Raw genomic sequence first — 13,280 nt, forward strand, 5'->3', positions numbered from 1 at the left:
CACATAGAGGACGTTATCCGACGAGCCAGTTGTTCAGCTGAGTCGTGACCTGGTCGAAGTTCTTCGCGTACCAGCCGACGTCCTGCTGGACCGTCACCCCGGTGTTCTGCGGACCCGCGACCTGGACCTTCTTCGCGTTCTCCGACAGATCGAGCTTCGCGTTCTTGTTGATCGGCTGGGTGCCCAGCGCCTCGGAGATCGCCTTGACCCCCTCCGGGCTCACGACGGTCTCGATGAACCGGCGCGCGGCCTCCTTGTTCGGCGATCCCTTCGGGACCGCGAACGCGTTGAGGGCGGTGACGGTCTTGTCCCAGATCACGGTGATCTTCGTGCCCGAGTTCATCAGGGGGACGAGACGCGAGTCCGGCATGATGAACATGTCCACCTGCCCGGCGCCCGCCGCCTGCTGGAGCGCACCGACGTTCGGGGCGAACGTCGTCGACGCGCGAATCGTGTCGAGCTTCTTGAGCGCCCGGGGCACGTCCAGGGGGTAGAGCTTGTCCGGCGCCACACCGTCGGCCAGCAGCGGGTACTCGAGGATCCCGTTCTGCAGGTTGGTGAGCATGCCGCGCTTGCCGGGGAACTTCTTCAGGTCGAAGAAGTCCGCGACCGTCTTCGGCGCCTTGCTCGGATCCGGGTAGGCGTCCGTGCGGTAGGCGATCGGGTTCGCGTTGATCCAGTTCGCCAGGTAGCAGTCGCTGACCACGCCGTCGACCAGGCCGGACTTGTCCACATCGGAGAAGTCGAGCTTCTCGAACAGCTTCCCGCAGTTCTGCTGCGCCGCCGCCGGTGCGACCGCGACGACGTCCCACTTCACGGACTTGCTCAGCACCTGGGCCTTGACCTGCGCGAGGTCCGGGGGAGAGGTGTTCACGAACGAGATGTTGGTGTGGGCGGCGCTGTAGGGCTTCTGGTACGAGCTGATCATCGCCTTCTGGCCGTCGCCGCCGTAGGCGGTGAACGTCAGGGTGATCTTGCCGTCCGGGTCGTTCGCGGCGGAAGTGCCGCCGCCGCCGCAGCCGGCCAGCAGCGCGACGGCGACCGCCGCGCTGAGGACGGCCAGGGCACGTCTGGTCTTCGGCATCGTTGCCTCTTCTCTGAAAGGGGGGGTCAGACAGCGACGAGATGTTGACGTTCGACCGGCCACCACGCGGTGACGGTCTGGCCTTCGGTTACTTCGCTCTCCCGCGCGCCGAGGCGGGCTTTTCCGGCCGTCGGACCACGGCCGATCGACAGCACGGCCATCCGGTACGAGCCGAGGTACTCGATGTCCCGCACGGTGGCGGTCACCGCGTTGCTGCCGCTCGGCGGCTCCGCGCCGTCCACGGCGATCCGGACGTCTTCCGGGCGCACGACGAGGGCGACGCGCGCCTCGGCGGCGGACGCCTGCGCGGACACCGTCTCGGGGGCGATCGACCAGACGTTGTCCTCCCAGGGGATGCTCTCGCCGAGCGGCCCGGACAACTCGAAGACGTTCGAGTCGCCCAGGAACCGGGCCGCGAACAGCGTCTCGGGAGACTCGTACAGCGCTTCGGGCGTCCCGATCTGCTCGATCCGCCCGTTGTTGAACAGCGCGATCCGGTCCGAGAGGTTCATCGCCTCTTCCTGGTCGTGGGTGACGAACACGAACGTCGTCCCGACCTCGCGGTGGATGCGGTGGATCTCGGCCTGCAGCGTGGCCCGGAGGTTGCGGTCCAGCGCCCCGAGCGGCTCGTCCAGCAGCAGTGCGTTGGGGCCGAACACGATCGCGCGGGCCAGCGCGACCCGCTGCTGCTGCCCACCGGAGAGCTGCGACGGGTAGTGGTCGTCCCGGCCGGTCAGCTGCACCAGCTCGAGCACCTCGCCGACCTTGCGGGTGATCTCGGGCTTGCCGAGGCGACGCTCTTTCAGCGGGTAGGCCACGTTCTGCGCCACGGTCATGTGCGGGAACAGCGCGTAGTTCTGGAACAGCATCCCGAGGTTGCGCTTGTGCGGCGGCAGCGCGCTGACGTCGGCACCGTTGAACTCGATCGCGCCCGAGGTCAGCGTCTCGAACCCGGCGATCAGGTTCAGCGTCGTGGTCTTTCCGGAGCCGCTCGGCCCGAGCAGCGTCATGAACTCGCCCGGTTCGATCGTGAGCGAGACGTCGTCCACGGCCGGCGTCGCCAGCCCGTAGTGCTTGGTGACGTTCGTCAGCAGGATCTGCGTTCCGGCGGACGCGGTGACCGTCGCCGGCGCGGCCGGACGCCCGGTCGTGGAACGTGCAGTGGTGGCAGGCATTTACTTCTCCTGTTTCTTGCGGCCGCCCACGAGTTGCAGGAGGAGGCAGGCGACCGTGACGACGGTGACCACGACGCTGGACGAGGCCGCGATCGTCGGGTCGATCTCGACGGTCACGCTGTTGTACATCTGCACCGGCAGCGTCTGGAGCGCCGGTGAGCGCAGGAACAGCGCGATGACGACCTCGTCGAACGACGTCACGAACGCGAACACCGCGCCGGTGAGGATTCCTCGGCTGATCAGCGGCGCCGTGACCCGGAGGAACGTCCGCACCGGCGGCGCGCCGAGCGACGCGGAGGCGCGCAGCAGCTTCGGGTCGAAACCGCTGAGCGCACTCGACACCGACACCAGCACGAACGGGACGCCGATCGCGGCGTGCGCCAGGACGTAACCGCCGAGCGTCCCGACCAGCTGCCACTGCAGGAACGAGATGTAGATCGCGACCGCGATGACGATCGCCGGGGTGACGATCGAGATCATCAGCAGCGTGCGGGCGAACTGCGCCAGGCGTCCCTGCAGGTTGTGCAGGCCCAGCGCGGCCGCGGTGCCGACGACGGTCGCCAGCAGCGAGGCCAGCAGCGCGACGACGACAGAGTTACGCAGTGCATCGAGCCAGACCGGGTTCGTGAAGAAGTTCTGGTACAGGTGGAGTGAGAAGCCCTTCGGAGGGAACTGGAACGTCGTCGCGGTGCTGAAGCTCATCGGGATGACGAACAGCGTCGGCAGGATGAAGTACACCGAGACGACGCCGGCGACGAGCTTGAGCCACCAGGGGATCGCGTCGACGCCGCGTTCCTTCTTCGGAGGCGCTTTCTCCAGCGTGACGGTCATCGCCGGCCCTCCGTCCGGGTAGCGGCGACGGCACCGATCGCCGAGATCGTTCCGCCGACCCGGTTGGCCCAGGCGACGAGCACCAGCGTCACGACCAGCACGAGCATCCCCAGCGCGCTCGCTCCCTCGAAGTCGAGCAGCTGGGTCGTGCGCTGACCGAGCAACTGGGCGACCAGCGACTCCTGCGGCGACCCGAGCAGTGCCGGGGTCACGTAGAAGCCGAGGCTGAGCGTGAAGACGAGGATCACGCCCGACACCACGCCACTGCGGGAAAGCGGCCAGTAGATCCGCCAGAACGCCTTCACCGGGTGCGACCCGAGCCCACGGGCGGCCAGCAGCAACCGCCGATCGATGCTCGACAGGGCACTGAACAGCGGCAGGACCATGAACGGCAGCAGCACCTGGCTCATCGCCACGACCACGCCGGACACCGACTCGTAGAGCACCACGTCGAGGCCGAAGAGCTGGAAGAACGAGTCAACTGGTCCGTTTCGTTGCAAGATGAGAATCCACGCGAAGTTTCGCGCCATGACCGACGTCCAGAACGGGACCAGGACGATCACCATGAGGAGGCCGCGCATACGAGGACCGACGCGGGTCATCACGTACGCGTAGGGATAACCGAGCAGAAGTGCGATCACGGTGACCGCCGCCGCGGTCATGGCCGTGCGGCCGAGCACCGTGAGCGTCACGCCGTCGGTGAACAGCGCCTTGTAGTGCTCGAAGGTCCAGTCGGGTGCCCCGATGCTCCGCCCTACGCTGCGGCCGAGCGGCACGAGCAGGATCACGGTGAGCAGCGCGAGCGCCGGTAGTACGAGAAGCCATTGCGGGCTCGGAACGCGCCGCTTGCTCATCTCACGCCTCCTTGCGTGCGGGGTGAACGGCGTTTGAAGTGCCGCTAGTGAAGCAGGCTAAAGTTCAACATGCAACCTCAAGGATCGCATTGCGAACTCAAGCCGCGTAGACGATGCTGTGTTGCGTCCGTAGTGTGAACACGCATTGCGTCATACGAACAAAGGAGGCTCCCGGATGGTTACGACCCCGGAGGCAACGCCGGCCCTGCTCAAGGTCCTGGACGGCACCGTCGACCTCCACTGCCACTCCGGTCCGAGCCCGTTCCCCCGCCGGTTCGACCACGTCGACGCCTCGCACGACGGCGCCCGGATCAACATGCGCGGCATCCTGGTCAAGTCCCACCACCACAACACGGTGATGGACGTGCTGGCGATGAAGAAGCTGCTCGACGGCGCGCCGACGCCGGTGTTCGGCGGCGTCGCACTGAACTCCGAGGTCGGCGGCATCAACCCGTCCGCCACCGCGCTGGCGATCAACATGGGCGGGCGCTGCGTCTGGGGCCCGACGGTCTCGGCCAAGCAGCACATCTGCGCGCACAGCCACGGCGACGGCTTCCCCAGCGCGGCCGGCGAGCTCTACGAGAAGGAAGTCTCGATCTACGACGAGTCGGGCGACGTCTCCGCCGACACCCACCTGGTGTTACAGCTGGTGGCCGACGCCGGGATCATGCTCACCGGCGGTCACCTCGACGGGCCGGCGATGAAGACGTTCTTCCGGACCGCCCACGACAAGGGCGTCCGGCGGATGCTGCTGCACCACCCCGACTACATCGTCAACGTCGCCGAGAACGACATCGACGACATGCTCGCGCTCGGGGTGTACGTCGAGCACGACCTCGCGATGTACCACCCCGACGTGAAGGCCGTCGGGTGGCCGATCGAGCAGCTCGTCGACTGGATCCGCAAGATCGGCCCGGAGCGCACGGTCATCAACTCCGACCTCGGTCAGGAGGGCAACCCGCTGCCGGTCGACGCCTACCTGCACATCGTCTCCGGCCTGCTCGACCACGGGATCCCGGCGTCCGACGTCCGGCAGATGATCTGCCACAACACCGCCTACCTGCTCGGCCTCGAAGAGAAGGCCTGATGCGGCGCGCGGACAAGGTCATCATCAGCACGGCGGTGACCGGGTCGGTGAACGTCCCGTCGCAAAGCCCGTACCTGCCGGTGACGCCGGCCGAGGTCGTGCAGGCGGCGATCGAGGCGGTCGAGGCCGGGTCGGCGATCGTGCACCTGCACGCCCGGCACCCCGACGGGCGTCCGGCGTTCGAACCGGAGGTGTTCGAACAGATCGTGCCGCCGATCATGGAGCGCACCGACGCGGTCATCAACATCACGACCGGCGGCTCGTCGGCGATGACGATGGACGAGCGGCTCGCGGCGGCGATCCGGTTCGAGCCCGAGATCGCGTCCCTGAACATGGGGTCGATGAACTTCGTGTACTCCGGCATCGCCGACAAGGTGACCGACTGGAAGCACGACTGGGAGAAGCAGTACGTCCTGAACACGTACTCGCACCCGTTCATCAACTCGTTCGACCGCATCGAGCACACGCTCAAGACCCTGGGCTCGAAAGGCACCCGGTTCGAGTTCGAGTGCTACGACATCGGGCACCTGTACTCGCTGGCGTACTTCGTCGACCGGGGGCTGGTCCCCACCCCGCTGCTCATCCAGGGCGTGTTCGGGATCCTCGGCGGCATCGGAGCCGACCACGAGAACCTCGCGCACATGGTCCGGATCGCCGACAAGCTGTTCGGCGACGACTACCAGTTCTCGGCGTTCGCGGCCGGCCGTGACCAGATGCAGTTCGGCACCCACAGCGCCTGGCTCGGCGGCCACGTCCGCGTCGGGCTGGAAGACAGCCTCTGGATCGGCAAGGGCCGGCTGGCGAAGTCGAACGCCGAACAGGTGCTGAAGATCCGCGACATCGTCGAGGATCTGGGCAAACAGATCGCGACCCCCGACGAGGCCCGCGCGATGCTCGCGCTGCGCGGCCGGGAGAGGACGAACGCATGAGCACCTACGCGGCAGATGACATCCGGTCGCAGCTCGCGGCGGCGGCGCCGGTCCGCACGATCGACCCGTCGACCCCGATCAAGGCGTCGCAGTGGATCGAGTTCCTCTCGAACCCGCCGACCGAGACCGCGCCGAACGGCAGCCGGACCTGGCTGGCCCGCGCGACGAACCTGGTGATCGCGTACACCGAGGCCCGCGCCGGAGACGTGTTCCCCCGGGCCGGTCAGCCGGACGAGTACGCGGTGCTCCAGTACTCCGACAGCGCGCCGGTGACCGTGACCGCGGGTGACGCGACCGCGTCGGTCGACGAAGAAGCGTTCGTCGTGGTTCCGCCCGGTGACAGCGAGGTCCGCGCCGACGCCGACGGCGTCCTGATCCGGCTGTTCTCGACCGCGGCGTCCGACCTGGCCGACGCGGCGCTCAACGCGGACGCCTACGCCGAGCCGGACGCCCGGGCGACGCCGCTGCAACCGTGGCCGGACCCGGTCGGCGGGTTCGCGCTGCGCGTGTACCGGCTGGCCGACACCCCGATCGCCGAGGGCCGGTTCGGGCGCATCTTCCGGACGACGAACCTCATGGTGAACTTCCTCGCCGAGGAGTCGCAGCCCCGCAACGTCCGGAAGCTCTCCCCGCACCACCACGACGACTTCGAGCAGATCTCGCTCGCGGTCAAGGGCCGGTTCAAGCACCACATCCGGTATCCGTGGGGGCCGGACTCGTCGCAGTGGCGCGCCGACGAACACGCCGAGATCGCGACGCCGTCGATCTGCGTCATCCCGCCGCCCACCGTGCACACCACCCAGGGCATCGGCGACCACCAGCAGCTCATCGACATCTTCTCCCCGCCGAGGGCCGACTTCTCGGCGTCCGGCTGGGTGCTGAACGCCGACGACTACCCGGCGAAATGAGCCCGTTCCAGGAGGCTCTGCGCACCAAGCCGCTGGTGCTCGGGACGTGGGTGAAGATCCCGGCGATGGAGATCATGGAGCTGGTCGCGCTGGCCGGTTTCGACTTCGTGGTGATCGATCTCGAGCACTCGCCGATCAGTGTCGAGACCGCGTACCGGCTGATCGGCACCGGCCTGCAGACCGGGGTGGCGCCGATCGTCCGGGTGCCGCAGGTCGACGGGCTCGTCGGGCGTCTGCTCGACTCGGGCGCGGCCGGGATCATGGTGCCGCACGTCGACACCCCCGAGCAGGCCCGGGCGGCCGCCAACGCGGTGCGGTTCCCACCGCGCGGCACCCGCGGGGTCGGGTCCACCAGCCGGGCCGGCGCCTGGGGGGCGATGCCCCGCGACGAGTACCTCCGGTACGGGCAGGAGGAGGTCGTGCTCATCGCCCAGATCGAGAGCGCGGAAGGCGTCCGCAACGCCGGACGGATCGCCGCGACCGACGGCGTGGACGCGCTGCTGGTCGGTGCGGCCGATCTGGCCGTGAGCGAGGGCCGCACGGACGTCGGCGACCTGATCGCCGAGACGGTCGCGGCCGCCGGGGAGGCGGGCGTGCCGGTCGGCAACGCCGGCGCCGCGACCGAGAACTCGGCGCGCGTGGCCCTGGCCGCGGGCTTCAGCTTCACGATGCTCGGCAACGACGCCGGCCTGTTCGGTGCCGCCGCCAAGGCAGCGGTGACGGCCGGGCGTGCCGCCGCGTCGGACCCCACGACAGCGTCGCGCGGAGTCGCGCGCGAAAGGAGTGCGAATGCCTGACCTCGACGGCAAGGTCATCCTTCTCGTCGGCGCGAGCGGCGGGATCGGCGCCGAGGCGGCGCGGGTCTTCGCCGCCGACGGGGCCAAGCTCATGCTCGTCGCACGCTCCGAGGAGCCGCTCGCCGAGCTCACCGCCGAGCTCGAGAAAGAGGGCCACGACGTGGCCTACACGACCGGTGACGTGTCGGTCGCCGCCGACGTCACCCGGTTCGTCGACGCGACCGTCGAGCGCTTCGGCCGCCTCGACGGCGCGTTCAACAACGCCGCGATGACCCAGGCCGGCCGCCTCGACCAGGTTTCCGAAGACGACTTCGACCGCATCCTCGCGATCAACGTCAAGGGCACCTGGCTCTGCCTGCGCGAAGAGGTCAGGGTGATGCGCGACCACGGTTCGATCGTCAACGTCAGCAGCATCGGCGGCCTGCGCGGCAGCTCCGGCATGGGCGCCTACCAGGCCAGCAAGCACGCGGTCATCGGCCTCACCCGCACCGCCGCGCACGACTTCGGCCCGCTCGGCATCCGGGTCAACGTCCTCGCGCCCGGCCCGACCGAGTCGCCGATGCTCGACGCGACCCGCCGGGCGATCCCCGGCGGCGTCGAGGCCCGGATCGCGGCTACCCCGCTGCGCAAGGCCGGCACCGGCACCGAGGTCGGCGCGACCGCGTCGTTCCTGCTCAGCGACCGCGCGTCGCATCTGTCCGGGGTGATCCTCCCGGTGGACGGAGGCTTCGTTGCCTAGCGTCGGAACCCTTCGCCTGCCCGACCGGGTGCATTTCGGCTACGGCGCCCGCGCCCAGCTTCCCGAGGCGGTGCGCACCCACGGGCGCCGCGCGCTCCTGGTCGTCGACCCGTTCCTCACCACCACGCCGTTCCTGGCCGAGGCGGTCGACGGGCTCACCGCCGCCGGGGTCGAGGTCCGCGTGCATTCCGACGTCACCCCGGAACTGCCGGTCGGCTCTCTGGACGCCGCCGGCGCGGTCGCGCTCGAGTTCGCGGCCGACGTCATCGTGGCCATCGGGGGCGGCAGTGCCCTGGACGCCGCGAAGCTGATCGCGCTGCTGGCGGTGTACGGCGGCCCGCTCTCGAGCTACTACGGCGAGAACCTGGTGCCGGGGCCGGTCGTCCCGATCGTCGCGCTGCCGACCACGGCCGGGACCGGGTCGGAGGTGACACCGGTCGCGGTCGTGTCGGATCCGGACCGGGAGCTGAAGGTCGGCATCTCGAGCCCGTTCCTGGTGCCCGCCGTGGCGATCGTCGACCCGGAGCTCACGCTGGGGTCGCCCGCGACCGTGACCGCGTACTCCGGGATCGACGCGCTGGTGCACGCGGTCGAGTCGTACACCGCGCGACCGCTGGAGCTCGACTTCGTCGGCGCGCTGCCGGTGTTCACCGGGCGTAACGTCCTGATCGAGCCGATCGCGCTGCAGGCGGCGCGGCACCTCGGGCCGTGGCTGGAGGTGGCGGTCCGGTCACCCGGAGACCGGCGGGCCCGCGAAGAGGTCGCGGCCGGCGCGCTGCTGGGTGGAGCCGCGTTCGGCTCGACCGGCACCCACCTGTGCCACGCCCTGCAGTACCCGATCGGTGCGATGACCAAGACCCCCCACGGCCTGGGCACCGGGTTGATGCTCCCGTACGTGCTCGACGCGATCTCCGCGGATGCCGCGACCGCGGACCGCGTCGCCGCGCTGGGCGCCGCGATCGACGGCAGCCAGGCCGCGGACGGCCACGCCGCGGACGGCCACGCCGCGGACGGCCACGCCGCGGACGGCCACGCTGCGGACGGCCGGGCTGCGGACGGCCGGGCCGCGGACGGCGGCGGGGGTGAACGGTCGGCTGCGCGGACGATCGCGCGCGTCGCGGCGATCAACCGGGCGATCGGGGTGCCTCGCACGCTGGCCGAGATCGGGCTCTCGCGGGATCAGCTGCCGCGGATCGCGGAGCTGGCGATGGGGTCGCAGAGATTGCTGGCGATCGCCCCGATCGAACCGTCCCGGGATGTTCTGCTAGAGATCTTGGTACGGGCCCACGACGGGCTGCTCAGCGATCGGAGTGCCGCATGAACTTCTTCACCGACCTGTTCATCGACGGTGAGTGGCGGCCCGGCTCGGACGGACGTCGCTTCGACGTCATCGACCCCTCGGACCTCTCCACCCTGGCCGAATTCGCGATCGCGACCGAAGACGACTGCCTGGCCGCGGTCGACGCGGCCGCCGCCGCGCAGGAGTCCTGGGCCGCGACCGCCCCGCGCGAGCGCAGCGAGATCCTGCGCAAGGCCTACGAGATCCTCACCGAAGAGGCCGAGCTCTTCGCCGAGATCATGGTCCGCGAGAACGGCAAGTCCTGGGCCGACGCCAGCGGCGAAGCGAACTACGCCAAGGAGTTCTTCCGCTGGTTCGCCGAGGAGGCCGTCCGGGTTCCGGGTGACTACCGGCTCTCCCCGGCCGGCGACAAGCGGATCATCGTCGACCGGCAGCCGATCGGCGTCTCGCTGCTGATCACGCCGTGGAACTTCCCAGCCGCGATGGCGACCCGCAAGCTGGCACCGGCACTGGCCGCGGGGTGCACGACGATCCTCAAACCGGCCCGCGAGACGCCGCTGACCGCCGCGTACGTGGTCGACGTGCTGCGCCGGGCGGGCGTCCCGCGCGGCGTGGTCAACCTGGTGACGCCGGTGCCGACCGGTCCGCTGGTCAAGCTCATGATCGACCGGCCCGAGGTGCGGAAGCTGTCGTTCACCGGTTCGACCGAGGTAGGCCGTGACCTGCTGCGGGCGTGCGCCGACTCGGTGGTGAGCACGTCGATGGAGCTCGGCGGCAACGCGCCGCTGGTCGTGCTGCCCGGCGCCGACCTCGACGAGGCCGTGGCCGGTGCCCTGCTGGCCAAGATGCGTAACGGTGGTTCGGCCTGCACGGCGGCCAACCGGTTCTACGTCCACAGCTCGGTGCACGACGAGTTCGTCGAGCGGATGGACGCGGCACTCGCGAAAGTGGCCGTCGGGCGCGGTCTCGACCGGTCGAACGACTTGGGCGCGCTGGTCTCGGTCGGGGAGCGCGACAAGGTCGCGGAGCTGGTCACCGGCGCACTCGCCGACGGGGCGACGCTCGTGCGCGGCGGGCACTCGTCCGAGGAGGGCGCGTTCTACGACGCGACGCTGCTGACCGACGTGCGGCACGGGTCGACGATCAACACGACCGAGATCTTCGGGCCGGTCACCGCGGTCGTGAAATTCGACGACGTGGACGAGGCCGTACGGATGGCCAACGACACGATCTACGGGCTGATGGCCTACGTGTTCGGCGAGGAGCGCGAGGCGATCGCGGTGGCGCGGCGCCTCGAGGCGGGCATGGTCGCGGTGAACCGCGGGGTGGTGAGCGACCCGGCCGCCCCGTTCGGTGGCGTGAAGCAGAGCGGTCTCGGTCGCGAGGGCAGCTCCGAGGGCATCCTGGAGTTCCTCGAGGAGAAGTACATCGCGCTGACCGCGTAGGCGCGGCGGGGCGCCGGTCCACAGTGGCCGGCGCTCCGAGCAGAACTACTCAGGCGCCCGGCGGCGAAACCCGAGAACCTCGTTCCATGATGGATACGGATTCTCGTGAAAGCGCGGGGTTGCCCGATGACCTTCTACATCATTGACGTCAGCCGGTACAACGGGTCGATCGATTACGAACTGGTCGACAAAGCAGGTATCAAGGGCGTGGTCTGCAAGGCCACCGAAGGTGTCCCTTCGCAAACCTCGGCGCTGACGCGGAAGCATTTCTCCGCCACCGCGGAGCGGATCAGGGGATTTCCGATCCGGGGCGGATACCACTGGCTGCACCGCGGGAACTACGAGGCTCAGGCCCGCCATTTCCGCGACACGCTTGTCGCCGGGTTCGGATCGCTGCACGGGCTGACGCTGCAGCTGGACGCCGAGGGATCCGGCGTCACCGTCGCTGACGTGCGCGGATTCCTGGCCGCGTGGAACCGGCTCACCGGCGGGTATCCGCTCCTGGGCTACTTTCCGCGGTGGTACTGGACGGGGCTGGGTGCGGATCCCCTCGTGCTGCTCCGCGGATTCGCCGGTTGGTGGCAATCCGCCTACGTTTCGGGCACCGGGGACTACTTGGCTCTCGCCTCCAAGATCGGCAACGGCTGGGACAAGTGGGGGCACGACCCACTGATTCTTCAGTATTCGAGCAAGGCGCACATCCCCGGTGGCACTGCCGTGTGCGACGTGAATCAGATCAAGATGTCGGTGCCGGACTTTCTCGCGGTCACCACGAAGAATCAACCGAAAATCAACGAGCAGGAGGACGAAACAATGGCGAAACTCGTGAAGTCGGTGGCCGACGGTCCGGCGATCTGGCTGGTGTACGACCGCACCATCGAGCACATCCCGACGATGGAGGAGGTCAAGAACCTCGAGCTCGTGTACGGCAAGACGGTCACGGTCCCGTCGCTGGCCGGCCTGGGCCGGAGGGTCGAGGAGCCGAGCGTCTAGTACGCGGGCCGTACCGTGTGGGGATGAGCGGCGGGGAGCAGTTGGCGCAGATCCGGGCCGGGATCGACGGGCTCGATCGGCAGATCGTCGCGTTGCTGGGGCAGCGCGAGGAGCTCGTCCGCCGGGCCGGGCGGCTCAAGGCCGACACCGCGGCCGTGCGAGCGCCGGCCCGGGTCGAGCAGGTGATCGGCAAGGTCCGTGCGCTGGCCGCGGAGTCGGGCGCCGATGCGGACGTCGTCGAGGCCACGTACCGGGCGATGATCGCCGCGTTCATCAACCTCGAACTCGACGTCCACCGTGGATCCGACTGACCCACCGCAGTGGCCGGAGCTCCGGCTCCCGGCCCGCGACGGAGCCCGACGGCTACCACGGCCCCCCGGCCGACGGATTCTTCCGGTACTGGCCGGGCGTGGTGCCGATCAGCCCGGCGAAGGCCTCGATGAAGCTGCTGGGGTTGGCCCAGCCGCACGCGCGGGCGGTGCGGTTCGTGTCGTACCCGTCGGCGAGGAGCATCAGCGCGTTGGCGATGCGTATCTGCGTACGCCACTCGTAGAACGTCATGCCGAGCTCGGAGCGCAGCAGCCGGCTGAGCGTGCGGCCGCTGGCTCCGGTCCGGCGGCCGAGGTCGGCCAGCGAGGTGTTGTCGGCCGGGTGTTCGTACAGCAGCCGGGCGACGGCCCGCAGCCGGTCGTCGCGGGGCTCGGGCAGGTGCAGCGACTGCTCGTCCGCCTCCTGCAGGTCGTCCACGAGGACGCGGTTCAGCCGGGCGCGGGCGGGACCGTCGAACGTCCGCGGGCCGGTGAGCGTGAGCACGAGCTCGCGGGCCAGACCGGTGGCGACGAACACCACCGGCCGGTCCGGCAGGAGCCCGGCCAGTGCCGCGGGCAGGAAGACGATCCGCATGTCGGTGTCGCCGTGCGCCCGGTGGTGGTGGGCGAACCCGGCCGGAGTCCACGCGGCGCGATTGGCCGGGACGATCGACGTACCGCGTTCGGTGTGGACGGAGAGCACCCCGCGGGCCGCGTAGACCAGATGCCCCCGGCGATGGGTCTGGCGGACGCTCGTTTCGCCGGACGCCCACAGGTGCACGCCGCCGGCCGGCCAGACACGATGGCGGCTGACGAGCACGATTTGGCAT

The 13,280-nt window shown here is 69.5% G+C and carries 14 protein-coding genes; 9 read left to right on the top strand and 5 right to left on the bottom strand.

Going from position 1 to position 13,280, the window contains the following annotated elements; translation table 11 throughout:
* Positions 1-13: 13 nt before the first annotated feature.
* Genes ACIBZJ_RS37555 through ACIBZJ_RS37570 form a run of 4 tightly spaced genes read right to left on the bottom strand, consistent with a single transcriptional unit; the run spans position 14 to position 3,944 of the window.
* Complete coding sequence (locus ACIBZJ_RS37555; protein ID WP_395938392.1) at positions 14-1,084, bottom strand: extracellular solute-binding protein; 1,071 nt, start codon at positions 1,082-1,084, stop codon at positions 14-16.
* 26 nt (positions 1,085-1,110) lie between these two features.
* Positions 1,111-2,259 carry an ABC transporter ATP-binding protein gene (locus ACIBZJ_RS37560; protein ID WP_395938393.1) on the bottom strand — a complete coding sequence of 383 codons (1,149 nt, stop codon included), beginning with the start codon at positions 2,257-2,259 and terminating at the stop codon, positions 1,111-1,113.
* Positions 2,260-3,090 (bottom strand): ABC transporter permease, encoded by an 831-nt coding sequence (locus ACIBZJ_RS37565; protein WP_395938394.1) that lies wholly within the window; start codon positions 3,088-3,090, stop codon positions 2,260-2,262.
* The gene (locus tag ACIBZJ_RS37570) at positions 3,087-3,944 is read right to left on the bottom strand and encodes an ABC transporter permease (RefSeq protein ID WP_395938395.1); all 858 of its coding nucleotides are present in this window, start codon (positions 3,942-3,944) and stop codon (positions 3,087-3,089) included. Before ACIBZJ_RS37570 ends, ACIBZJ_RS37565 begins: the two co-directional genes overlap by 4 nt.
* A 175-nt stretch (positions 3,945-4,119) precedes the next feature.
* On the opposite strand from ACIBZJ_RS37570, the gene ACIBZJ_RS37575 reads away from it, so the two are divergent.
* From ACIBZJ_RS37575 to ACIBZJ_RS37615, 9 genes are all read left to right on the top strand, one after another.
* Positions 4,120-5,031, top strand: coding sequence for a DUF6282 family protein (locus tag ACIBZJ_RS37575; protein ID WP_395938396.1), 912 nt, complete (start codon positions 4,120-4,122; stop codon positions 5,029-5,031).
* Positions 5,031-5,960, top strand: coding sequence for a 3-keto-5-aminohexanoate cleavage protein (locus ACIBZJ_RS37580; RefSeq protein ID WP_395938397.1), 930 nt, complete (start codon positions 5,031-5,033; stop codon positions 5,958-5,960). Before ACIBZJ_RS37575 ends, ACIBZJ_RS37580 begins: the two co-directional genes overlap by 1 nt.
* Entirely contained in the window at positions 5,957-6,868 is a 912-nt protein-coding gene (locus ACIBZJ_RS37585) for a hypothetical protein (RefSeq protein WP_395938398.1), read from the top strand. The genes ACIBZJ_RS37580 and ACIBZJ_RS37585 overlap by 4 nt, the downstream gene beginning before the upstream one ends.
* The gene (locus ACIBZJ_RS37590) at positions 6,865-7,665 is read left to right on the top strand and encodes an HpcH/HpaI aldolase/citrate lyase family protein (protein WP_395938399.1); all 801 of its coding nucleotides are present in this window, start codon (positions 6,865-6,867) and stop codon (positions 7,663-7,665) included. The genes ACIBZJ_RS37585 and ACIBZJ_RS37590 overlap by 4 nt, the downstream gene beginning before the upstream one ends.
* Complete coding sequence (locus ACIBZJ_RS37595) at positions 7,658-8,404, top strand: SDR family NAD(P)-dependent oxidoreductase (RefSeq protein ID WP_395938400.1); 747 nt, start codon at positions 7,658-7,660, stop codon at positions 8,402-8,404. Before ACIBZJ_RS37590 ends, ACIBZJ_RS37595 begins: the two co-directional genes overlap by 8 nt.
* Positions 8,397-9,725, top strand: a complete 1,329-nt coding sequence (locus tag ACIBZJ_RS37600) for an iron-containing alcohol dehydrogenase (RefSeq protein WP_395938401.1) — start codon at positions 8,397-8,399, stop codon at positions 9,723-9,725. The genes ACIBZJ_RS37595 and ACIBZJ_RS37600 overlap by 8 nt, the downstream gene beginning before the upstream one ends.
* Positions 9,722-11,149 (top strand): NAD-dependent succinate-semialdehyde dehydrogenase, encoded by a 1,428-nt coding sequence (locus ACIBZJ_RS37605; protein ID WP_395938402.1) that lies wholly within the window; start codon positions 9,722-9,724, stop codon positions 11,147-11,149. The genes ACIBZJ_RS37600 and ACIBZJ_RS37605 overlap by 4 nt, the downstream gene beginning before the upstream one ends.
* Before the next feature lie 126 nt (positions 11,150-11,275).
* Positions 11,276-12,142, top strand: coding sequence for a GH25 family lysozyme (locus ACIBZJ_RS37610; RefSeq protein WP_395938403.1), 867 nt, complete (start codon positions 11,276-11,278; stop codon positions 12,140-12,142).
* A gap of 23 nt (positions 12,143-12,165) precedes the next feature.
* Positions 12,166-12,453 carry a chorismate mutase gene (locus tag ACIBZJ_RS37615; RefSeq protein WP_395938404.1) on the top strand — a complete coding sequence of 96 codons (288 nt, stop codon included), beginning with the start codon at positions 12,166-12,168 and terminating at the stop codon, positions 12,451-12,453.
* Between the two features lie 52 nt (positions 12,454-12,505).
* Here ACIBZJ_RS37615 and ACIBZJ_RS37620 read toward each other — a convergent pair whose 3' ends face one another.
* Positions 12,506-13,231, bottom strand: a complete 726-nt coding sequence (locus ACIBZJ_RS37620; RefSeq protein ID WP_395938445.1) for an AraC family transcriptional regulator — start codon at positions 13,229-13,231, stop codon at positions 12,506-12,508.
* Positions 13,232-13,280 lie beyond the last annotated feature (49 nt).

Origin of the sequence: Cryptosporangium sp. NPDC051539 (genome assembly GCF_044454545.1) — a bacterium.
GTDB lineage: Bacteria > Actinomycetota > Actinomycetes > Mycobacteriales > Cryptosporangiaceae > Cryptosporangium.